This is a genomic window from Paenibacillus sp. 01T431, assembly GCF_056398625.1.
Map to the genome: position 1 here is coordinate 1 of NZ_JBFTPT010000026.1, position 23,493 is coordinate 23,493.

The 23,493-nt window shown below is 44.1% G+C and carries 16 protein-coding genes; all 16 read right to left on the minus strand.

Annotated features, from left to right (window positions below; translation table 11 throughout):
• Positions 1–1,070, minus strand: a protein-coding gene (locus AC1DM9_RS30925) for an IS3 family transposase (protein WP_477583898.1) whose coding sequence is annotated in 2 segments (ribosomal slippage) — positions 1–833 and positions 833–1,070 — 1,071 coding nt annotated over the 2 segments. Because the reading frame shifts where the segments join, the coding sequence is not laid out codon by codon here. This gene is flagged as partial in the annotation.
• Positions 1,071–1,548: 478 nt separating this feature from the next.
• Positions 1,549–2,688: a glycoside hydrolase family 88 protein gene (locus AC1DM9_RS30930; RefSeq protein ID WP_477512068.1), complete on the minus strand. Its 1,140-nt coding sequence runs from the start codon at positions 2,686–2,688 to the stop codon at positions 1,549–1,551.
• A 47-nt stretch (positions 2,689–2,735) separates the two neighbouring features.
• The gene (locus AC1DM9_RS30935) at positions 2,736–4,685 is read right to left on the minus strand and encodes a heparinase II/III family protein (RefSeq protein ID WP_477512067.1); all 1,950 of its coding nucleotides are present in this window, start codon (positions 4,683–4,685) and stop codon (positions 2,736–2,738) included.
• Between the two features lie 126 nt (positions 4,686–4,811).
• Positions 4,812–6,434: an extracellular solute-binding protein gene (locus AC1DM9_RS30940; protein WP_477583900.1), complete on the minus strand. Its 1,623-nt coding sequence runs from the start codon at positions 6,432–6,434 to the stop codon at positions 4,812–4,814.
• 57 nt (positions 6,435–6,491) lie between these two features.
• Positions 6,492–7,352: a carbohydrate ABC transporter permease gene (locus AC1DM9_RS30945; protein ID WP_477512065.1), complete on the minus strand. Its 861-nt coding sequence runs from the start codon at positions 7,350–7,352 to the stop codon at positions 6,492–6,494.
• Positions 7,353–7,362: 10 nt separating this feature from the next.
• Complete coding sequence (locus AC1DM9_RS30950; RefSeq protein WP_441884551.1) at positions 7,363–8,283, minus strand: ABC transporter permease; 921 nt, start codon at positions 8,281–8,283, stop codon at positions 7,363–7,365.
• A 287-nt stretch (positions 8,284–8,570) separates the two neighbouring features.
• Positions 8,571–10,712 (minus strand): helix-turn-helix domain-containing protein, encoded by a 2,142-nt coding sequence (locus AC1DM9_RS30955; RefSeq protein WP_477551823.1) that lies wholly within the window; start codon positions 10,710–10,712, stop codon positions 8,571–8,573.
• Between the two features lie 603 nt (positions 10,713–11,315).
• On the minus strand, positions 11,316–12,947 hold the full coding sequence (locus AC1DM9_RS30960) for an S-layer homology domain-containing protein (protein ID WP_477512062.1): 1,632 nt from the start codon (positions 12,945–12,947) through the stop codon (positions 11,316–11,318).
• A gap of 63 nt (positions 12,948–13,010) precedes the next feature.
• Complete coding sequence (locus AC1DM9_RS30965; RefSeq protein ID WP_477583903.1) at positions 13,011–15,986, minus strand: LamG-like jellyroll fold domain-containing protein; 2,976 nt, start codon at positions 15,984–15,986, stop codon at positions 13,011–13,013.
• 392 nt (positions 15,987–16,378) lie between these two features.
• The gene (locus AC1DM9_RS30970; RefSeq protein ID WP_477512060.1) at positions 16,379–17,251 is read right to left on the minus strand and encodes a DeoR/GlpR family DNA-binding transcription regulator; all 873 of its coding nucleotides are present in this window, start codon (positions 17,249–17,251) and stop codon (positions 16,379–16,381) included.
• Positions 17,252–17,299: 48 nt separating this feature from the next.
• Entirely contained in the window at positions 17,300–18,103 is an 804-nt protein-coding gene (locus AC1DM9_RS30975; RefSeq protein WP_477512059.1) for a PhnE/PtxC family ABC transporter permease, read from the minus strand.
• A gap of 1 nt (position 18,104) precedes the next feature.
• Positions 18,105–18,890: a PhnE/PtxC family ABC transporter permease gene (locus AC1DM9_RS30980; protein WP_441884619.1), complete on the minus strand. Its 786-nt coding sequence runs from the start codon at positions 18,888–18,890 to the stop codon at positions 18,105–18,107.
• On the minus strand, positions 18,880–19,668 hold the full coding sequence (phnC, locus tag AC1DM9_RS30985; protein ID WP_477528168.1) for a phosphonate ABC transporter ATP-binding protein: 789 nt from the start codon (positions 19,666–19,668) through the stop codon (positions 18,880–18,882). The genes AC1DM9_RS30980 and phnC overlap by 11 nt, the downstream gene beginning before the upstream one ends.
• Before the next feature lie 69 nt (positions 19,669–19,737).
• On the minus strand, positions 19,738–20,802 hold the full coding sequence (locus tag AC1DM9_RS30990) for a PhnD/SsuA/transferrin family substrate-binding protein (protein ID WP_441884539.1): 1,065 nt from the start codon (positions 20,800–20,802) through the stop codon (positions 19,738–19,740).
• A gap of 102 nt (positions 20,803–20,904) precedes the next feature.
• Positions 20,905–22,044 carry a phosphonoacetaldehyde reductase gene (locus AC1DM9_RS30995; RefSeq protein ID WP_477512057.1) on the minus strand — a complete coding sequence of 380 codons (1,140 nt, stop codon included), beginning with the start codon at positions 22,042–22,044 and terminating at the stop codon, positions 20,905–20,907.
• Positions 22,041–22,856, minus strand: a complete 816-nt coding sequence (gene phnX, locus AC1DM9_RS31000; RefSeq protein WP_477512056.1) for a phosphonoacetaldehyde hydrolase — start codon at positions 22,854–22,856, stop codon at positions 22,041–22,043. The genes AC1DM9_RS30995 and phnX overlap by 4 nt, the downstream gene beginning before the upstream one ends.
• Positions 22,857–23,493: the final 637 nt, after the last annotated feature.

The following is a 23,493-nucleotide window of genomic DNA, read 5'->3' on the forward strand; positions in this document are numbered from 1 at the left end:
TTTTAGTTTCGTTTGAATACGAATTGCGTTATAGTAAGTGATGTAGTCTCGAACGGTCTGTTCAACGATTGCAGTCGTTGTATGGGTCAACCCTTCGAGGTAGAACGTTTCAGACTTTAGTGTGGAATGAAACGATTCAATGGGGGCATTATCAGCGGGCGTTCCCTTGCGGGACATGCTCATGGTAATGCCTTTTCCTTTTACAGCTTCCTGATACCCATGGGACGTGTAGACGCTGCCCTGATCGCTATGGAGAATCGCACCAGGCACAGCTGGCAATTGATTAAGTGTATCCAGGACAAAGTCCGTATCTTGCGTATCGGATAGACTGCTAGCTACGATCTCTCCGTTATATAAATCGAGGATGCTCGATAGGTACATCATTTTTCCACCGAATGGTAAATACGTAATATCCGTGACGAGTTTATGCATCGGTGYTTCAGCTTGAAATTGCCGCTTTAATAGGTACTCAGCTACATAAGCAGGCTGCCCTGTATGCTTTCGTTTCTTKACTCTGACTCGACATTGAAGCTGCTCACATTGCATGATTCGTTGTACGCRCTTGTGATTAATCTTGTGCTTTTTTCGAAGCAGTGCAGTAATCTTTCGGTATCCGTAACGGAATTTATGCTCAGTGCAGAGTTCTCGAATCTCTTCAACCATGCTGTCCAATGGCCGAGTTTTGTTTTTTGCTCTCCATCGGTAATAGGTAGCACGTGGCACACCCAGCCATGCACAAGCTTTGGTGATCGTAACTTCCCCGTGAATCAACTCAACCAGTTCAACTATGATTTTTGGTGACAACTCCTTTCYAKTTCCTTGTACTTTTTTAGCACATCTATTTGTTGCTTTAAGAACCGATTCTCCGCCTTTATTTGCTCCAGTTCCGAGGTAAACTCAGGTCCTTTACCRTAGCTGTATTGTTTGCCTACAGGTTGCTCCAAGCGGTTTAATTCGCCCTTGCGGTACCATCGCATCCAGGTTTCCAATTGCGTCTTATTTCGTATGCTCAGCTGCTCCATGACCTCTTTCACTGGAACTCCTGTTATTCTCAATTCAATATGATACACAGGACTATAGCCAAAGCACGAAAAGTTCTTTTTCGTTCTTCTTTTCTATCTACCATTTAATGCACCATCCCACCGTCATTAAGATATTGTTTATCTTCGTATGCTGAAAAAGGAGTACACAAGCAAAACATCTCCAAAGAAGATTGCCATCAAAAACGCTCTCCATAAATATTTTAAAAACACCGTTAAAGCACCTGTCTCCTTATTTCTGCATTTACTTCATTTAGAAGGCTGCTAGGACATTATATTTCATTTACTTTAATCCAAAAAGTGTAACTTTCAGGTGTTCTATTTCATGTTTTCGACTTGGTCATTTCCACGCTAAACTGCCCATTAGTTTAACAACTTCAGCAGGCAAAAGAAAAAACCTCCCCGCAGCACCCTGCAGAGAGGTTCTCCCAAATAAAATATCTTCTAATTGCACTTACCCTTAAGTATCTCCACCGCTATGATATGCTCGTTGGTACTCATCGTTTTACTACCACAAGAACAACTCGTTCCCTTTTAGCTTGAAAACAGCTTCCATGAAATAATAGTCGCCATAAATGATTGAAATATGAATGTCTTGATGATGATACGCTGCTGAACCATTGATCAACAGATGATCGGAATCCGTCGTCCAGTCGCAGCGAGAAACGTCCAGCGTTTTCAACAGCTTCAGTGCGGCATTCAGATAGACTTCCTTCTCATACTCGCCAACCGCTTTGGCGATTTCGATCAGTCCGCAAGCCGCGATCGCCGCTGCCGTGGAATCTTCGTAAGCGGGCTCGTTCGGTTGACGGAAATCGATCGGAATAATGCCGTTATCCGGAATATTCGCCATAAAATAATGCGCCACGCGTTTGGCTGCCTGCAAATACTCCTGCTTCCCTGTATGCTTATAACTGATCATAAAGCCGTACAAAGCCCACGTCTGCCCACGCGTCCACGACGAGCCTTCCTCGAATCCTTGACCGCCATAAGTTCGGACAACGCTTCCCTTGAATGGGTCGAACTCCACGATATGATTCACGGAACCGTCCGGCCTAATAAAAGCATCGAGAGCGGTGTCCGCATGCTTCATCGCGATTTGCGCATATCGCGGATCTTTGGTCTCTTCGCTCGCCCAATACAGAAGAGGAAGATTCATCATGCAATCCACGATCGCCCACCCTCTCGTATCTTCGCTGGTTGTATCATCGTTCCAAGCGCGGATAAACCCGCCCACCAAGTTTAATCGTCCGGCAAGCAAGTTGGCGGCATGCAGCGCCCTCTTGCGGGATTCCAGATTACCGGTAACTTTATAATTGGCCACACTCGTAGGCAGCCACATAAAACCGACATCATGATGCAGACCGTAGAATTGATGGAGACTAGCATCCAAAGCATCTTCCGTGAAATTGGCGATTTCCTTGTACTTCTGAGCCCCGGTTTCATGGTACATAAGCCACATCATGCCGCCCCAGAACCCATTCGTCCACCAGTTGATATCTTTCTTGATCTGGTTATCGTGCTCACCGTTACTTGTGGTATATGGAATTTTGCTGCTTGATCTTTCACTTACTGCGCCCATTTTGGCTGTTATTTTGGAAATAACATTTTCAACCCAAATTTGATCGTCAGTCTGTAGGTTCAACATCTTTTCACTCCTATTCATATCTTTCTAAGGGTTTCGCCTTTTCAAGCCTATTTGGATATTTGCATATCTCTTTCGTGTATCGAAACAAAGTATCGCTCTCCAAGCTCGAAGTTAAATACACCATCCGCTGTTTCAACAATCTGAACAGCAGGCTGCTGCCCCCCTTGGAAAGGAATAAGCACCGTCAAGAAAGTAACTGTACCGCTGAATCTATCTTGGAAGCGTACCCTTGTCGAAGGCCTTGAGAGATCGGTCTCATCAGACAACCTTCCTTGTAGAAAATCCAATTCCCCTATATGGCTTGTTGCAATCACCAGATTCGCAATTTCGCTCGTCGCAATCACGCCGCCCAGTTTCTCCTTCACCTCGACAAAATCCAGATGGAAATAGCGCTGAACGCTATGGTTATTCAGCCCTTCTACAAGGTCCGCAATAAGAACGAACCGATTATCGACTAGTGAAATATGCCTGTGATGAATCACCGGTTCGTAGTTTGTATGGCAGGCGCTGGCGAGCCGGTAGAAACCTCTATCCTCCACATTGTAGATTCCGCCGGGTTTTTGCGGTCCGTATTGAAAGGGGCGAATATACTCAAAATGATCTCGCTCATCGATTAGCAGCGTAGAGTGATAATTTGAACTCTTGAACTGTTTGCGGTCCTCATCATCTCGATAACAAAAAAATCCGGGATCGCAAATCATGTCTTTTCCGAGCGCAGTAAAATCAAAGCTCATCAAATCAATGTGGGCATGGGCATTTTGAACAGGGCTTTTACATGTAAACAAAAAACTGAGAGCCTTTGAATCCCAGCCGCTGCGGATAATCGCTTGATGCAACGTTCGATTCCAAAACGTCGTCGGTTTATCCAATACAAACTGTCTGCCCTGCAGGGAATACAGCTCTTCCACGAATTTGCTGACATCGAGCGCCCTCCATACATGCTTGCTTGCTTCCCGTACCACCTCGTTCACATCGATCAAATTCGTTGCAAGTCCGAGCCAGGATACATCCTCCAAAGCAAAATACCCATAGACGCCGGACATTACAGCAAGGGGATTCGCATAGGAATCGCCGACAGGTACACATTTCCCGGTTGGTCTTAACGAGTAGATCGAGTAATCCAAATTTTTTCTAAACCGCTCCATGTACGCTGGTGAGAACTGAAAATGGAAACGTTTAGCCAGAACCACAGCCAGCCCGAACCAGAACATGCAGCCATTATGATAAGATGGGCAACCCTCGATTTGACCGCCGTCCTCCGTCAGCTGCGCTATGCTGCACTTTTCGATGCCATCGATCGCAAAAGCCTTCCATTCTTCCGCTTCTTTCAGCTCGGGAAAATAAAGGGCCGTCGTCAGAAGACCCAAACACTCCATTAAATAATGATTATGATCCGCTTTAGGCCACAGCTGAGGCGACACGTTGCGCAGAGCTTTTATTTGCTTGTAAATGACCGTTAAATACTGCTCCAACACTGCTTCCGTAAACAGCTCCGAATGACCTAGATGCTCCAGGATAAGCGGCCAAATTTTGTAGGCTCGAATACCAATCTCCAAAACCCTCAGCGGATGGCATTCCGTAAAATAGTCAATCGGCTTATCGAGTAAGTCCTCGGGAATAGTGACGAACTCGATCCAGTCCATCATTTCGTCGATGACCTTAACACCGTACTTTACATCCTTAGTGAGAGAATAGGCTTCCAGCAAGTCCTGCCAATGAGTCATGCGATTCAGCTGCCATAAATATTCATTATCATTATGTCTGCGCTCCAGCCAGTTAGGCGGGTGCCCTACAAACTCCCTGACTCCCCCCGTACCGGGAAGCATGATCATCCCTCGATAAGCGAGTTCTGCATTCGCGATCGTCTCGCGCACATGATCAGGCATATGGGCTGCTATATAGGCGGCTTTATCTTCCATCGGCTCTAGCCGCGAACGCAAGTTAGCTAGCAGGTCTGTTGTACTTATCGGCTCAATCAACAATGATTGCAGATTCATTTTTTCATCTCCATCATATAATTTTTGTTTCGTTACGATGTTCTCGATCACATTTTCGATAACGTTTACAATCCAGAAGGAATACTCCCTCCTAAATCATCACGACTCCGGAGGGAGGGGTTCCAACTATTTCATGTAACGGTCATATGCACCTTGTTCCAGTTCAAGCAGTTGCTTGATGCCTAAATCTTCCAACTCCTTAATATACTTGCTGAATGTCTCATCGTTGATCGGTTCTACGCCGAGCACCCATCTCTGCAGCTTTTCCTCGACGTAGGTCAATACGCCCGCGTTTAGCTCCTCAAATTTGGTCCGTTCCTCATCCGTATACGAGATCGGCGGGTAGGCCTGCATAATATAACCATTGTCAATGTATTCCTTGATGCCTTTCAACGCAGTCGCGTTTGTCCATTGTTCTTCGTAAGCATAGTCTTGATGGAAGGCCAGCTCGATCTGAGCTCCCTCTTCCTGAAGCTGTTGAATAACTGTCTTTTCTTTATTTTTCAATACGGAGTCTTTAAACTTCGGCTTGCCGTCCACGAGGTCATAGTCCTTTCCTTCGATGCCAAAGTTCATCAGTCTCCGACCCTCCTCGGAGAACCAAAAATCCATATATTTGATCGCTTCGACGGGATGCTTGGTACTCGCTGAGATTCCCCATCCGCTCGCATGCGTCCCTTTACGGGAACTCTCTTCGACGACTTTGCCCGCGGTATTCACTGGGGGCGTCATCGGAACAAAGGAGAAGCTAGGAATCTTAGACGCAAGAATATCATTGAAATTAGCCGTGCTGGCGAACCAATCGTGCGTCATGCCGCCGACATTGTCTCCGAGCAAAATGTCACGCGCTTTCGCTCCGCGGGTGAAAATTTCTTTATCAATTAAGCCTTCCTTGTACCACTTCGCAATATTTTCGATTGCCGTCTTATATCCTGGCTCATACATGCCGTACTTGACGACACCGTTGTCCGCGTAAAATCCACGTTTGGCTGCATCGGCCCCGCCCTGCACACCCCACTGGATCAGCAGGTCGTAAATTCCATCCAGCTTCGACCTGCTGAAATATGGAATTTCATCCTTTGCTCCGTTGCCGTTCGGATCCTTTTCTTTGAATGCTTTCAATAGTGCATACAGCTCATCTACCGTTTTCGGTTGCTCAAGTCCCAGTTTTTCCAGCCAATCCTGGCGTACAAACCAGCCCCTAGCAGCCGGTCCGTCCGGCGTAAAGTTAAGGAAATACGTTTTGCCGTTATTGGCTTTCATATATTTGGCTGCATCAGGATGTTCGGAAAAGAACTTTTTAATGTTCGGGGCATGTTCTTCAATCAGTCCATCTAACTCAAGAAAGGCTCCTTCAACCCCAAGGCTGTCGTACTGCTCCTTAATTTGATGATGAACCAAATCAGGAATTTTCCCGGAAGCCATCATTGTATTGAACAGTTCTTTACTGTTCGTCGAAGCTTTAGATGCCGTTCCTTTCAACTTAATATTGGTCATCGCTGCCGCTTCTTTGAAGATGGGCCAGTTATCGTCGAAAATAAACTTATCTGAGTAGTGCATATGGATCGTCAGCTCAAGCGGGTCTTTTGCGATCAGTTGCCCGGATAGCTGCTTTGTATCCGCTTCTTTTGAATTATTCGCAGGACTTCCACTATTTTGCGGCACATTATTGTTGCTACAGCCCGCTAGCAGCATACCGACTGTTACCATGATTAATGCAGATGCTTTTATCCTTTTTTTGTTACCCATATTTATGACCTCCCAATATTGGTTTCTTGATTTCATAATAAAAGATTGAAGCAGCCACTAGCCTTTGACGGAGCCGATCATGGTGCCTTTGACAAAATATTTCTGAATGAAGGGATAGGCTGCAACAATCGGAATAATGGAGACGATGATCGTTGCATAAATAATTGTTTCCTTTGAATATACCGCCATATTGCCCATCTCGTCGCTCACGTTCATCTCTACGATGAGTTTCTTTAGCAGGACTTGCAGCGGTACCTTGTTCTCGTCTCTCAGCAGGATCATCGTCCAGAAATAACCGTTCCAACGGTGCACCGCATAGAACAATCCGATCGTCACAAGCGAAGCTTTGGACAGCGGCAAATACACTTGCCATAAGATCGTAAGATCATTTGCACCATCAACCTTAGCCGCCTCCTCGAGTTCCTCCGGAATGGTCTGGAAGAACGTTCTCATGAGGAAGACATAGAAAGTCGTAATCGCGAAACCGATAATAATCGTAAATCTACTGTCGAGCATGTTCAAATCTCGAAAATTAAGATAGGTCGGAATCATGCCGGGTTGGAACCACATCGTCAGCGCGATAAAGAAGCTGATGGCCGTACGCCCCATAACCCGTTTCTTGGATAAGGCATAGGCACCACAAATGGTGAGAATTAAATTGACGATTACACCGAATATGGTGTAATAAAACGTGTTTAAATAGGCAATCCAAATTCCCTTTTCCGATAGTACCTTTGCATAGGAGTCAAAGTTAATATCGTGCGGCAGCAAGATCACCTTGCCTGTAACGACCGATTGGGAGGAGCTTAAGGATGCAGATAAGACATAGACAAACGGGTACAACGCAAGCAAAGCGATAATTCCAAGAAATACACAATTAAAAATATAAAACAGCTTTTCGCCTCTGGTTTTTTTCATCTTCCATCACCTACCATAATCCAGTCTCCGTTAACTTCTTGCTCATCTTGTTGGCAAATACGACGAGAATAAATCCAACGACGGCATTGAACAGTCCCACCGCTGTCGCCAGGTCGTAACGTGCATCCTGAAGACCAGACCGGTACACGTAGGTGTTAATAACGTCGGCCGCCTCATAGGTGGCCGGCTGATATAGAAGAATGATCGCTTCATATCCAACTTCCAGCATGGAACCCACCTTCATGACAAGCATGATTGCGATCGTCGGAATGATTGCGGGAAGCGTGATATGCCATGTTTGCTTCCATCTATTAGCTCCATCGATAACCGCTGCTTCGTACAAGGCAGGATTGACACCAGACAAAGCGGCTAAATAGATGATAGTACCAAATCCCGCTTCCTTCCAAATATCCATGGACCCGATAAAAATCGTACGGAAATAATCGGGATTGGTCAGAAAGTATTGCTTTTCGCCCCCTACCATCTCAATGAGGATATTGATAATACCGTTGCTAGGAGCCAAAAAGTTGGTAACAATCCCAGCTACGACAACGACCGAAATAAAATGGGGCAAATACGTAAAAGTCTGCACCGTTGCTTTGAAAATCCCGCTCTTCAATTCGTTTAGTAACAAAGCGAGGATAATCGGTACAGGAAATGCGAACAGCAATTGATAAAAACTGAGCAACACGGTGTTTTTTAATAGCCGCCAAAAATACGGACTTTTAAAAAACGTCTCGAAATGTTCAAACCCAACCCAAGGACTCGCTTCGATTCCTTTATATACACTGAAATCCTTAAAGGCGATTTGCAAGCCATACATCGGCTTATACGCAAAAATGATATACCAAGCCAGGAACGGTATCAGGAGCAGATAAAGATAACGGTCCCTGATCAGGTTGGCTTTTATTTGTTTAAAGTTAAGCAGCACGCATCCTCTTCTCCTCTCGCAATGATGTTTAGCTGATTTCCTTAGGAGCGCTCCCATTTGAAAGGTCAGCGTTGCAATTCAAACTATAGATACGAATGAAAGCGCTGTCTATCGCCATTATTTCATCTAGCATCAACTTTTTATGTCGTAGTCCATAATGTGCATTATTTCATGTATCAACAATTTCCCTTCATTGAGGAAAGTGTCAGTCGAACATACAAAAGCCGCCTGGCACTTAGGCTAGGCGGCTTTTTATGAATCAACGATTCTCATTGTATGAAGCCTTACTACTTCTCGCTAAGCTTCTTTGCGTACTGGCCGGGAGCTAAACCTTCATACTTGCGGAACATTCGAATAAACGTGTTCGTATTGTTGCAACCGACCATCAGTGCCAAATCGCCAATCTTAATATCTTTCTGCTGGCGCATCATTTCTTTCGCTTGCTGCACGCGATAAAAATTTAAATAATCTTTAAAATTTTCGCCGGAATGATTTTTGAACGCGATGCTGACGTAACCAGGAGAGAAGTTAAACTCCTCCGCTATCATGCTAAGCGATAAATCCTTGTTGTAGTTGTCATGTATATATTCGATCATACGTTGGACCGTGCTATTATCCATCATCTCATTCTGCTGATCAATCGTATCAATCATGGCGCTAAACAGGGTCGTGATGGCCGAAACCATTCGTTCCTTCGATTCGCCGTTCTGAACGATGTCCAAAGATTCTTTGTGTGCTCGAACAAACTCTTCGAAGGACATGTTCAGTTGCTGGATAATTCGACTCAGAGTAGCTAATACAAGCAAACAGAACTGGTCGAGCTGCTGCGGCGTTAACTGTCTTTGCTCCAAATTTTCCGATAGAAGGAGGTTTAGTGTATGTAATGCATTTGCCCGCTTGCCCCGAATCACATAGCTGATCAGCTCTCGCTCCGTATCGATAGGATAATAATAGCTGACCATCTGAACTTGACTGAGCTGTTTATAAGTAATGACGGAAGTCTTATCAACTGCCGATTTCCTCTTCAGGGTATCAAGCGCCTGGATAAAGGAGCGGTCAATTTCGCCAGCAGAGGCTACGGGCCTACCAACAGCTGCAGTCAATCCGTACGCATGTGCGTCCTCGATTTGAGCCATCGCTTTCATGAGCTTCTTCTGAATGGATTCCGTATCTGAATCCTTGATTATGAAGACAAATTTGGTGAAATCGTGATCAAGCAGCTCGCAAGGGAAATGGACTTTCATTTGTTCATGAATGATCAAGGAAGTCTTTGATTTTATCGTAAGAATTGCGTCTTTCGAATATTGCTCCTCCAATTCTTTATCGTTCGAGAATGAAACTACGCAAACGCTTAAAGCGGTAGATAGGCTTTGCAGTTGATGTGTATTTAGCAGATCATCCACCTTGTCAGGAGGAACGAGTCCATAGAGCAAATCCCGCAGGAACTTGTCTCTCATTGAAAGCCTGTGCTCATGCAACGCGGTTTTCATCTGTTCATTAGCCTTACTTATACTCGTCACCGTCTCATTCAGGAAGGCGAATTCGTCTGCTCCCGTAGGTTCCCCGTAGCTTTTGAACAATCCGACGAGATGACCGACAGGTCGGTACATGCGCTTGGAAACCATATAGGCGAATGCTAGTCCCACAAAGATAAGAATGGCTAATAAAAGCACAGCCCCTTTCAAATTCGGTGAAAAGGAATCTACCAACGAGTAGTTCTGTGTAACATACATATACGTCCATTGTGGCATCGTTTTTGAGCGAATCAAATGAAAATCAAATTCATCATTGGATAGCTTCGTATAATCCCCGGTTGCCTGTTCATCAAGTTCTCGCAGTGGATAGGCAAGCAATTGCTTCCCCCGTTTATCGTCAAAGCTTGATTTGAGCGTAACGTATCGACCATTCTCAATAATGGCAAAAGCTTCTTGCATATCAGGTGATAGGGACGGTAGCAGTAATTGTTCAAAAAATGAGACAACAAAAAATAATGAATTTCCTATTCCTACCCGTTCCGGATTAACGATTATTATCGATGCGTTTTCATCGCTCTTCGAAATTATATTTTTGCTGCTCGATAGTGTTATGGTTGGACTCGTGCTGTCTGTTCCTAAGTGTGCAAGATCCTCATTCGTCATTCCCATATCTTCCATATAGCGTCTTCTATCCGATGAAATTTGTGGCGTAATGACCAAATCGTCGTTAGTCTTCATTAGATCGATGCTATAGCCGAATTCAGAGAATGCGTCTATATGATTTTGCAGTGCATAAGAAGTTTGTGTGATCTCATAGTAATTACGATCTTTTTCAGCGAATTTAACAACATGCTCATTTAATCTCAATTGCGCGATTAAGTTGAAAGAAACGCCGAGTTTGGTGTCAATATTGTCGCGAGATTGCATGAGGAAATTTTGCTGGTTTTGACTCAATTCCGATCGCACTCTTTGGCTGTCCTTAAAGAAAGACAGGCAGACCGCAATCATAGTGTAAGCGAATACAATAATAAGATAAGCGATAAGTAGTTTTGTAAAAAAAGACTTTCTAAGCAATTTTATCTCCCCTTGGCAATTCCTTCTGAGCTGAAAATAACCTAATAAGAAAGCAAATATCCTCATTGGTTACTCGTATACGCTTACATTCTTCGAAAATATCATAACTTACACTATATATGAATGTGAAAATACCGTCTATCACCAAAACTCACAAAGCGGTTCTAACCCACAGCTGCTTTTTATAATTGAGTCATTCTATATGACCTATTGTCTAATTGTAGAGAAAATAATTGTACTCATCCATGTATATTCATATGAGTTACATGTATAATCGTACTGAAATTAATGAGCTTTAAAGTTACATGTAGAATGAGATCATATAGGAAAAGAAATATTTTTATGAATTTAGCAGTATTGTTCACGACCCTAGCCTTCTCTTTCACCGTATCTCAGAAAGAGAATCTAGAGTCGGATATAAAGTCTGAATGTTATAAATATCCTAGATTTAACTAGGGTCCCATATAGCCACTGGTTTATTTCTTATTGAACAATCCGCTCGATCAGCACCGAAATCACTTTTGCTATTTCTGCTCTAGTCAACTTGCCTTTAGCATCAAATTGATTGCCTGGTCTGCCACTAATGATTCCATAACGCTGCAATTGTTGAATGGCAGGCAAAGCCCATCCTGAGATGAATTGTTCATCTGCAAAAGGAAGTACTGCATCTGCTTCAGTAACCGATATGGCTGCATAGTTCATGAAATTTGCGATCATTTGGGCCATTTCTTCTCTTGTAACATCTTTATCCGGAGCGAACTTGCCATTTCCTATTCCGTTTACAATCCTATTATCACTTGCAAAAGCAATAAAAGGAGCATAATACTTGTCAGCATCCACATCATCGAAAGTTGTCTTAGAGGCAGCCATAGCCACGCCACTAAGCCTGCCTAGCACTGTTGCCAGCATGCCTCTGGTCATTGTGCCGTTTGGTGCAAAAACACTGCTCGAGACCCCTTGAAAAAGCTCCCTCGCTGCCACAAAATCCACGCTGTATGTTGCCCAATGCTTCCTCATATCTGCAAAAACCTTCGAGTTGTATGCAATAACAAATGTGGAAGCCTGCCGAGTCAAAAATACAACCTTACCGTCATTCGCCATAGCTTGAGCAACAATCACTTTTTGTCCCTCATTCATTCGATAGACGATGATTCGCTCATTAGATTCATTCATTTTCACCTCATAAGGAACACTTACTTTAATATTGCTGCTAAAATTCGTTACTTTCTTACCGTCAACGATAATTACAACCGTTCTTGCCGGCTTTCCATCAACTGGTGCTTCATGCTCGATTCTGATTGTGATGTTTTCACCACCTAATTCCGCAATGGTTTCGCCGTTTATTTCTAGATCGCCGATAGACGTTTGAATGACTAACTTCTTACCGCTTTGGGCGATAAGCTTTGCGGATTCACCGCTAATAATGGCTTCGACGCTTTTTGCAGTCTTAGGTGCAGTGATGGTGAACGTTACGTTCTTATATTGACTTTCTCTTATATTACCCCTCACAAACTCGTCCTCTACCTGTACACTTACATGCCCATTCGATTCTTGAATTGGGGTTGGACTTGGATTCGCGGATGGACTCGATTCCGGCTTCGGTGTCGGTTGCAGCGGAGAAACGATCTCAAAGCCTCCCGTCTTGCTTGTCATAACTGCCGATGTATTCAAATCCTTATACGCCTTTAAATCAATTACGGCAAACTCCGAAACCCCTGCTTCTCCAATAGCCTTGAACGTCAAACTCATCACGACCACCGTATCATTTGTCTTAAATCCGTCGGAGTTGACGGCAGCCACTTTTACCGTTCCTCTTGCGGAATCCACATGGTACTCGTACAGCCAATCGGCAACATCCTTCCCTTTCTTAACCACTCTTCCCGACAATTCAAGGGCTGTGTGATCGTAATTCAATTGAAATTCAAACGTCTTTAGCCCTTTCGATCGGTGAATTACGATGTCCACGGTCGCGCTTTTTCCAGGCGAGGCTTGTGCGGACTTCACTTCCAACTCCGGATTAACTGTTGGCGACGAAATGGCATAACTAACATTTTGAAGCAAGAACGAGAGGATGAGCAAACAGCCTATCACTTTCCACAAATGCCTTATTTTCATAGGAATCGTCCTTTCTTGATTAAGGGGGAAGGCGTTCTGTCGCCTTCCCCGCTCGATAGTTTATTATTTAATATTCGGTCCGGCTAGCTTGTCCGCAATGATCTGCAATAGTGCTAGAACATCGAGCGTATCAACCTCCTTATCGCCATTCACATCCGCAGCCGCATATTGAGCTGCATTCTCTTTACTTGGACCAATAACAATTAGTTTAAGAATTCCCGTCGCATCCATTACATCAATTTTGTTGTCTCCATTAACGTCGCCAAGCATCATATTTGTAATGGTAATCGCTGCATTCTTCGATCCGATCCGCGCATATGCCGTCTCGCCTGTGGCGTTCATCGTTATCGCCTGCAAAAGCTCGAACGAAATCGCTGTCGTTTCATCCTTTGCAATATCCGCTTTGGCGCGGAATACCAGGTTGGCAACCACCGTTGGCTCGTCCGTACCAAGTGCAGCATCAGATACACTTGCGAAGCTGACTGTACCAGGTGTTGCTGTATTGGTAGCGTTTGTTTCCTTAAACTTCGTTAACTCAAATGATTCTAGTGTCAGCAGTTCTTCATCATAACGAATGACGCCTTCAAGACCAACGAGATCAGATGCCTGCTCTACGTTAACAGGTACCTTGAAAATACTACCCTTCGTAACGGATTGATCCACGGCACTCAGTTGCATCCCATTCTCGCCGGGATTCGGTTCATCGTCCGGATACAAATTAAGATCCATAGCGAATTGGTTTTTGTCGCGGAACAGTTTGTCATTTTTGACGGAATACCAATTCACATTCACATTGTTGCTGCCTTCCTTGAACGTCATCAGCATAAGCATGCCTAAGTCTCGCGGCTGCATGAATTGGGCATCCACCAGCATTTGCTGGACTGAATTTCCATGTTCGCCGATATCCTCTCTCACAACAAGATCCGGATAGCCAATATGCCCCGAAAGTACCAGCACAATGTTTTCGTGTTTGCTTACGAATTCATTCCACATATCATCGCCGTTATTTGCGTCATTGATATAAGCGGTCGGGTAATCGATATGGCGGGTGCTAATAAGCTCTCCGTTGTGATACACATAATTATGAGTTTCGACGATAATTCGTTTATCTGGGTTTTCAGTCGCGATTTGATTCGCCCATGCCAATACGTCATCGTTTGGAGCAAACTCCATCGCAATGACCATATACTCCACGCCGCCTATATCGAAGTAATGGTACGTATTCTCCATTTTTCCTTCTTGAAAAGCTCCTCCGAAGGTGGATAACTTGGAATATTTGCTGTACGGAAAGTAATTGTTGTAATTCGTGTAATTGCGGGTCAAATTCGTTTTATTCAAAATCACGTCGTGATTGCCTGGTGGCGCCACATAAGGTACTATGCCATCCAAATACGAATACGCTTCAGATGCGACCGCCCATTCTGCTGTGCTCGATGCCGTATCTACGATATCGCCCACGCCTATCGCCAGCTTGATATTCATATCGTCAGCATGATCCTTGATCCATTTCATATATTTCTTCATCTCTTCAGGATGCAATCTCGTCATATACTGGGTGTCAGGAATAACAGCGATCGTATAATCACCTTCTGCAAATTCGGGCTCTAGCCAATTAGTCGATTCATTATCGTAGATGATTCCATCGTTCTTATTGGCGGAGACATCCGGATACACGCCATTAGCGGCTTGATTGAGCTTCCAGTTCCCCATCAATCCCGCTTCATTTCCTTGCAATGAAACCTTATAATTCGTTTTTATCTCTTCGTCCGTTCGGATAGTGGACCATACACGAACATCGGCGATTTGACCATTGAATGTCATCAGCGGCTTGCCGTCTGTGCCATATCCTCTAAAATCCGAACCGATCTTCAGCTCGCGTGCGGTCCTGTCGTTCGGAATCTTCGCCTTCAAAACCTCCTCTTCTAGTTTTTCTCCATTGATATAAGTACTCGCTGTATTGTTCTTGTCATCCAATACCATAGCTACATGAACCCAATCGCCGACATTTACGTTAATATCCGAATAGTAATTGATTTCACTGCTTTTATCGGCTCTCCAGTACAATTTCGGATTGCCGTTGCTGCCAATCTCAAAGTTAAACCGGGAAACATCACTATAATATTGATCTTCGTAATTCCCCAAAACTACTCCAACTGGTTGATCCTTCGGTGTATTGGCCGGTACATTTACCCAAGCTTCAACCGTACGAGGGGCATCCGATAAACGTTCCTCAGTCATTAATTCCAATTGTCCATTGGTAAAATCAGTGCCAGTTCCTTCAAATTCGCTTATGTAAGGCGTTTCGATCTCATAAGCTTTTTTGAAGCCAAGCGCTGTACCGTTAATTTTACCAGCTTTATCGACTACCATATTCGTAAGAGGCACAGAGCTGTCCAGTGACCAAGCATGCATTAAGCCTTCTTCACTGCCCTTGATTTCTATATTGACATTATCTTTAATCTCATCCAACGTACGGACATCACTCCACAATCTAACCTCTGCGACCTCCGCTCTAATGTGCATGGAATTCCTTGTGTCCTTTCCGATGCTGTGTACGTACTGAGGAGTGACCTGTGCAGCCAAATCCAGATTTTCAAAGGTGGCAATAACAGCTCCATCTTGGATAACGGTTACTCTCTTATTCACAACGTCTCTGGTCACCGCCAGATGCGTCCATTTCCCCGTCGCAATATTTGCGCCTTGGGTCGATTTATCGATCAGCTTTGAATTGGATAGTTCATAATAACGGAATTGGTTGTCGGCTTTGAGTTCAAGGTTAAATTGAGTGCCTGCATTCGCGTTGTAATTCCCGAACAAAACCTGACGCTGATTGGGGTTAACTGCAAATTTAGCGCGCATCTCAAAGGTGGACGGTACATTGCTCAGCTTCTCATTAAGTTCTACAGCGTTGCTTTTCGCCGCATTAAAGACCAATCCGTAAGGGTCGCCAGACTCCTCAGCTTGTACCGGAGTCATGAAGCCTTGCATAACCATCATGACGGCTAACGTCAATGTAATGAATAACCTTCTTTTTTTCACAATTATCGCCCTTTCTGCCATTTGATTAAAAAGATAAAATTAATACCGATCCGCATCCTGAGGTAAGGTTATCTTCTGCTTGCTTTATCGAATTGACCATTGCCTTATACGTAACCCATCCTCTCAAATCAGTTTGTCATTCCCCATCGCCCGAATCGAAGCATACTGTTGAACTACAGCAAGGTAAATTTAAGCACCTATGGTTCATGCTTTTTAAAGTATATAGAAATAATGCATTTTAAAGCAATATATTTTGCTGTTTTTAACAGTAACTTAATACTTTATGCAGTATATTAATTTTAAAAATGCAAATTATATAAAAAAAAGCCCTTCCCACTGTTAAAGTGGGAAAGGCTGCCTTGGCGATTCCTGTTCTGTCCGTCCATTACCGGTTAACTCTGTTTGTAAACGACTTTCATTCCTGAATGTTTATACTTTTTCACAATATCTTCATTAATTGAAGAGTCCGTAATAATCATATCAATCTGATCCAGCGGACAAACATTCAAATAAGAAACCTTCTCGAATTTGCTGGAATCGGCCGCAACATTAATCTGCCTGGCACTTCCTATCATCGCCTTAATAATATCGATTTCATGAATACGGAAATCAGTTAAACCTTTGTTAACCGAAATCGCATTAATCGAAATAAATACCTGGTCAATATTGTATCCGGCGATATCCTCTTCACACTTCTTCCCATATAACGCGTATTCTTGTTGGTCCAAAATGCCGCCTGGCACAATGACAGTGAAGCTCGCCTTGTTGGAGAATTGTTCGATAATACGCAATCCGTTCGATATAATCGTCAGCCTTTCGAAATTTTCGGAGAGCTTCTTGGCGATCTCCAAAGTTGTCGTCCCCGCATTTAAAGCAATGGCTTGGCCTTCGGATACATATTCGCATACCAACTGAGCGAGCTCTATCTTTTTCTCTTTGTTTCTATTCTCTCTATAAAAAAATACACTCTGGTCTCCGTGATCGTCAGCTGGAATAGCGCCTCCATGGACGCGCTTAAGCAGCTTCTTCGATTCCATATTTTCCAAATCCCGTCTGACTGTATCAATCGAAACATTGAGAACATGGACTAGATCGGTTACTTTAACAGAATCGTTTTGCTTTAATATTTCTTGTATTTTTTTGTAGCGCTCTTCTTGGAGCATGAATCCACCCGCTTCCGACAATCTGACAATTGTACAATCAATTGCAACATCAATAGTATACATTTGATAATGCCAGTTCTCAAGTGGTTGGTTCTTTGACAATCCTATTTTTTGCTTTATTTTGCGTGATAAATAAAAAAAGCCGAATCGTTACACATTCATCTTCAATTTCTTCTTGATTATTCTCGCCACAATTTCCAGAATAATAGCGAATGCCAAAATCATGTACGTAATCAGTCCGATTTCCCGTACATCGAAATAATAATTGCTGGCCATAAACATATCATAGCCGATGCCTCCAGCGCCTGCCGCAGCGCCCATCGCTAACGCAACTGCGAAGTTGATCTCGAAGCGCATAAACGTCCAAGAGATCAGATACGAGATTGAAGAGGGAAGGACAGCCTGAAACACAATCTGCCACCAATTAGCTCCGCTGGCTTTCATCGCTTCAATAACACCATCCTCCATTTCTTCGAAAGACTCGGAATACGCTTTAACCAAGTAACTCACGGAGTGGAACGTCATGCCTATAACAGCGGCCACACTCCCAAGCCCTGCCGCTACAGCAAAAATAAGTACCCATAATACCGTGGGAACCGCTCTTATGAAGGCAACGATGCTTCTGATGAGCAGCGATACTGCCGGACTCGATAGATTACGCGCAGCAAGTAAGCCAAGAAATAGAGCAATTACCCCGCCAAACAGCGTCGTTAAAAAAGCAAGCCCTAGCGTGATGACCACTTGCTTCAGCGCCTCGGCTAAAGTGAAATGCTTTGCCCTTGCTTCTAGGAACATGGTGCCGAGCGTATCGCCCGTGCCTTTCACTGCCTCCAAGAGATTTAGATCCTTGTAGTCAAACGTGAAAAACCCGAATAACGAAAGCGCTGCTAGCGTCATTAAAGTTAGTCGAATTACGAATGAAGCTTTATTAAAGGGCTTAACTATGCGATTCATGTTACATAATCACTCTCCTCACATAGCTTGATACAGACTCGATAATCATGATGGCAATGACGATGACGACTACGACTAAGGAGGCGGCACCGTAGTTCAAGCTTTTGTAATACAGATTGAATAAAAATCCAATGCCTGTCCCAGTTAGAATACCAATTAAAGTCGCTTGTCTAATATTCGTTTCGATCGTGAACAAGATCCAGCTCAGCAACTGAGGAATACTCGATGGAATGACAGACTGTGCAATGATAGCCAGATAACTCGCACCTGTAGCCCTTAACGCTTCTACGGAGCTGTTGCTGACTTCATCAATAGACTCCATGAAAGCCCTTGTAAGAAAACCGAATGAGCCGAAAAACAAAGCCAAATAACCCGTCAGCACGTTCATCCCGAAGGAGAACAGCAATATCATCGACCAAGCTGCTACGTCGATATTACGGAATATTGTCGCAATCCAGCGGCTTGCCAGGCTGAATACCCCGTTTATACCTGTCGTCTGCGAGCCTAGGACTGCGAAAGCCAGTGCAAATACCGATGCCGTGGTCGTTGCCGCGATGGAAACCAATAGCGTCTCTATGAGCTTTTCCAGTATATCCGGCAGTTTCATCATCGATTTCTCATCCGGATAAAAGTTGCTGACCGCCCATTGCACCGCTTTAGGAATAGAAGTAAATCCCTTTATCACATCATACTCCGTAATTATTATCGCCAGCATCGTAGCGCCAAGCATCAGTGCGCAGAACAACAGGGTGTTCAGTCTTTTTCGCAGAAAAAAGTTATCCCGCATTAAGGCCACCGTTCGAATCAAGCAACACATCCAGCTCCGAGCCATATATGTGATGAAGACGCTCCTTCGTCAATCCCTCTGGAGTACCATCGTATACGACCGTTCCTTTGTTGACTCCAATGATGCGATCCGAATATTTCAGTGCTACATCGACTTGGTGCAAATTGACGACGACAGTAATTCCCATAGTGGAGCAAATATTGCGAAGATGCTCCATAATGACTTTGGAAGCATTCGGATCCAATGATGCGATCGGCTCATCGCATAAGAGCATCTTCGGATCCTGTATCAGTGCCCGCGCAATGCCTACGCGTTGCTTCTGGCCGCCGCTTAACTGATCACAGCGTTTATAGACTTGCTCCTCCAAGCCCAGGATCTGCAGAACACCGTACGCCTTCACCTTCTCCTCCTCAGTATAAATACCGAGCACGCCAGCCAAGGTAGACTTATACCCAAGCCTTCCATGTAGAACATTCTCGAACACACTCAACCGGTTAACCAGATTGTAATGCTGAAAAATCATTCCGATTCGAGTCCTTAGCCTCTTCAGCTCTTTCTTATTTATTGCTAACACATTCTTGTTATCGAATAGGATCTCCCCGCTGCTTGCTTCAATCATTCGATTAATGCAGCGAAGGAGAGTCGATTTGCCCGCCCCTGATGGTCCGATGACAGAAACGAACTCCCCTTCATTCACAGCGAAGTTAACATTCGATAACGCCTTTGTATCCGAGCCGTATTGTTTCGATACATGCTTGAATTCCAATAACGTTGTCATGAGTAACTCCTTTTCTCTTTCCCAGTTGTTTTAAAAATGGCCGTATGACGCGATGCCGAATAAAATTTCTTATTTAGCCATTTCGCGAACCGGGTTGAAGAAAGCGTCGTCCACCGGTACAAATTTCTCTTTACCCGATTTTTTCTTAAAGATGCTCGTTCCTTCGCCATCTTTCGGAAGGAAAATTTTCTCGTTATTCGTTACAGCGTCAGATGTGAATATTTCCAATAATTTCTGTTGGTCCTCTTCACTAAGTGTGTTTTTGTTAACTGCAAAAGGCTGGTTTAGAACAGGCGTAACAGAGATTAAAGTGAACTCTTTGTTCGCTAGTGTATTGAACGGTTCTTCCGCACCTTCTTTCACTTTGTATACTGCACCTGGTTTATTCGCATCGCCGGATACAAGCTCTACATAGTTCTCCACGCAAGTATCGCAGAATGCTGCAATGTCGGCTTTGCCGGACAAGAGGTTGACTGCCGCTCCTTGGTGCGATCCGCCAAATAAAACCTCACTGAACAATTTGTCGTCTCCGCCTTGCAGAAGATCTTCAGTCGTCAACGTCTTGTACTTGTCCATTTTGCTGAAGTAGCTGATAATGCCTGCCGATGGAACCTTGAATCCGGATGTAGAGGAATTCGATACGAATGAAAATTTCTTGCCTTCCATTTTATCGAGAGCGAAATCGCTGCCATTCATGTATTCAGATTCTTCGCCTTTGTTAACTGCGAGCCAGCTGTAATAAACAGCATCATCGAGCGTTCCGGACTCACCGCTTTGCACAAATAAAGACTGAACCTGATCGTTCTTTGCGTTAGCATCAATGTAGCCTTGCGCTCCCATGTAACCAATATCCGCGTTGCCGTTTGCGATGGCTTCAATCGCGATAATATAGTCGGTCGTCGTTTGGTGTTCTACTTTTTTGCCTGTTGCTTCTTCAATAATTTTCGAAAACTCGTCGCGTGCGTCTTTCAACTCGGCTCCCGATTCATTCGGATACCAGACCATCGTAATGGTGTCTTTCGATTTCGCCGGTTTCGAACTGCTGCTGCCATTCTCCGCTGAGTTATTGCTTCCGCATGCCGCAAGAACAGTAATTAGTACAAAAGTAAGAACGATCGATAATGCCTTTTTCATCATCTAACACTCCTTTGTTTTTTGTATATCGAATGCTTATATCAAGCGTAGCCGGCTGTTCTTTGCGTAATGGAAGTACAAGCCAAACATGACGCTGAGAATTTAAAGCAGTGAAACGAGCATATGCTTCAGTTCTTCAGGCGAAATAGGAGCGGGGTTGTTGTCCATTCTTCCTTTTGTGTATGCTTGGGCGATAATGGCTTCAATTCCTTCTTCAGTAACGCCGTAATCGTTCAGATTGCCCGACAAGCCGTATAGTTCATAAATGGATTGAACAAACCGTTGCACGCCTTGAACATCCTCCGCTCCGAACGCATGAAGAAGCTTCCTCGGCTCTACTAACGTAGAATAGTTATGCTTTAGAACAGTGGCTAACGTCACGCTGGCAGCAATACCATGATCAATGCCGTAGGATAATGTCAACGGATAAGAAATGGAATGGCAAGCGGTCGTTCTCGTATTGCTGAAGGCCAGACCTGCAAGCACGCTGCCTAGTGACAATTGCTCTCTGCAACCAAGCTGCTCAGGACTTTCTTTCAGCAATGGCAGCGCATTCCGAATTCGTTCAATCGCTTCCAGAGCATACAAACGGGAGATTTCGTTAGTATGAACGGACCAATAGGCTTCAGTGGCATGGCATAACGCATCCAGAGCCGTTGAAACGCTCAAGCGGAGCGGCATGGTCAAGGTTAGCTCAGGAAGAATCAAAGCCGCGCTTGCAAACAAACGTTGATCGGATACCGAATACTTGCAGCCGAGCTCCTCATCCCATATCGTTGCCCAGCTCGTTACCTCAGACCCCGTTCCGGAGGTAGTCGGAATGCCGATCCATGGCGCGAATCCTGTTTGTTTACTATATTGCTCGCCTGTGATTGCCTTCCTAACATCCTCTGGGCAGTCCAGATTTAAGCGCTGCAGTGCCGCTAACGTTTTTGCTGCGTCCATTACACTTCCGCCGCCAATCGCGACAATCAATTCATAATCGAATGAATTAACCTGCTGAATAAGTTGATAGATATCCTTAATGTCGGGATTATTCAATGTGACTTCATGAATAAAAACGTCTTTCTCGGTTAAAATGTCCTGAACAGGCTTCAAACATTCGGATTTATCGACTTCAAACCCTCTAGTTAAAAGCAATACGCGCCGTACCCTAGCATACTCGTGCTTTAACTTATCGCAGAGCGCGCCAAGAGATGCTTCGCCGAAATAAATAGATACCGGATTAAAGTAATGATTCATCGGAGCTCCCTCGCTAGACCGCTTAGTTCAAGTTCTTTTATAACGGCTGGAAGCTGGGATATTGAATTAATAATGAAATCAGCTCCCGCTTTTTCGAACGATTTTCTCGTCTCGTCCATGCGCGCTTTCAGCGCGCCTGCGTCCATCATCTCTACCTCTGATTGTGTCAGTCCGAGCTCACTGCTGCCCGAGATGATAGCCACTGTCCATACGCCTGCGTTCTTTCCTTCATAAATGTCAGATACCGTGTCCCCGACCTTCATCACTGAAGCGGGAGGAAATATCCCGAGTTCTGTCATATTACGGAATATCATATACGGATAAGGGCGTCCCGCTTTCACCTCATCTGAAGCAATCATGAAGTCAGGCGAATATCCTTTGCGCCTTGCCTCAGGCACGATAACATCCATCATTCCTTTGGTGTAGCCTGTAGTCGAGCCAATAACGATCCCCGCTTCACGGAGAAGACTAATCGTCTCCAACACTCCTGGTATCGGATCCGTATACGCTTTTAACGACTCCATCAAGGTCGATTCAAAATCGGAATATAATCGATCGATATCTTCTTTAACAGGTTCAGTACCGTACTTGTCAATCCATTGTCCCCGTACCCTATCCATCTGCAATATCGCTTGAATATGATCCCACTTCAACATGCCCATAGGTTCTCTTGCTTCCCGATTTGTGATGGGCACTCCCGCTTTATCGAATGATTCCAAAAATGCGTGCATTGGGGCAAAGCAACCATAGTCAATGACCGTTCCTGCCCAATCGAAAATGACCCCTTTAATGCGCTCGTTATTGTTGTCCATTACGTCTCCTCATTTCATTAACTTCGTCGAACAACTCTGATTATAGAGAATAATTCAAAAAGCCGCAATATAATTTGCTTTATTTTACGTACTTTTAACAATTCAATGCTTTTTTATGCTGTTTTAACATTGCGAAAACATAAAAAGCTGCAAAACGTGGGTTAAAACCACTCAATACTGCATTTTCCTGATCAAGTGCTGCAAAAAACTGAGTAGTAATTAAGGCATCATAGGGAAGAACAAGCTTTCTTCCTGAGGGTTGTTGGTTATTGCCATCATTTTTTTCAAATACAACATTATGATTTATCCATTTATTATTAGAATGGAAAGGCTATTAGCTAGAACTAGAATGCTTAAGAATATAAACAAACAAAAAAACCTCCCCGCAGTACCCTGCAGAGAGGTCCCCTCTCATAAAATATCTTCTCATCTCGCTTATCCTTAAGTATTTCACGACTTCCAGGAGCCGCAGCGAATGCATAATCTCACGCTCCAGCAGATACTAAAAGCTAACCTCATTCTTTTGTCTAATTTTCTTGTCATCCAACATCGAACGCCCTGCCACGTAGGTATAGTCTCCGAAACACTAAACACAAAAAAGCCGCGATTTACGCGGCACTTAATGAGATAAAGTTGT

Excerpts from the sequence above, each read along its gene's own strand:
- phnX (WP_477512056.1), bottom strand. The coding sequence starts at position 22,856 with ATGGACAACAATAACGAGCGCATTAAAGGGGTCATTTTCGATTGGGCA.
- AC1DM9_RS30995 (WP_477512057.1), bottom strand. The coding sequence starts at position 22,044 with ATGAATCATTACTTTAATCCGGTATCTATTTATTTCGGCGAAGCATCT.
- AC1DM9_RS30990 (WP_441884539.1), bottom strand. The coding sequence starts at position 20,802 with ATGAAAAAGGCATTATCGATCGTTCTTACTTTTGTACTAATTACTGTT.
- AC1DM9_RS30945 (WP_477512065.1), bottom strand. The coding sequence starts at position 7,352 with ATGAAAAAAACCAGAGGCGAAAAGCTGTTTTATATTTTTAATTGTGTA.
- phnC (WP_477528168.1), bottom strand. The coding sequence starts at position 19,668 with ATGACAACGTTATTGGAATTCAAGCATGTATCGAAACAATACGGCTCG.
- AC1DM9_RS30930 (WP_477512068.1), bottom strand. The coding sequence starts at position 2,688 with ATGTTGAACCTACAGACTGACGATCAAATTTGGGTTGAAAATGTTATT.
- AC1DM9_RS30960 (WP_477512062.1), bottom strand. The coding sequence starts at position 12,947 with ATGAAAATAAGGCATTTGTGGAAAGTGATAGGCTGTTTGCTCATCCTC.
- AC1DM9_RS30975 (WP_477512059.1), bottom strand. The coding sequence starts at position 18,103 with ATGAATCGCATAGTTAAGCCCTTTAATAAAGCTTCATTCGTAATTCGA.
- AC1DM9_RS30940 (WP_477583900.1), bottom strand. The coding sequence starts at position 6,434 with ATGGGTAACAAAAAAAGGATAAAAGCATCTGCATTAATCATGGTAACA.
- AC1DM9_RS30935 (WP_477512067.1), bottom strand. The coding sequence starts at position 4,685 with ATGAATCTGCAATCATTGTTGATTGAGCCGATAAGTACAACAGACCTG.
- AC1DM9_RS30980 (WP_441884619.1), bottom strand. The coding sequence starts at position 18,890 with ATGCGGGATAACTTTTTTCTGCGAAAAAGACTGAACACCCTGTTGTTC.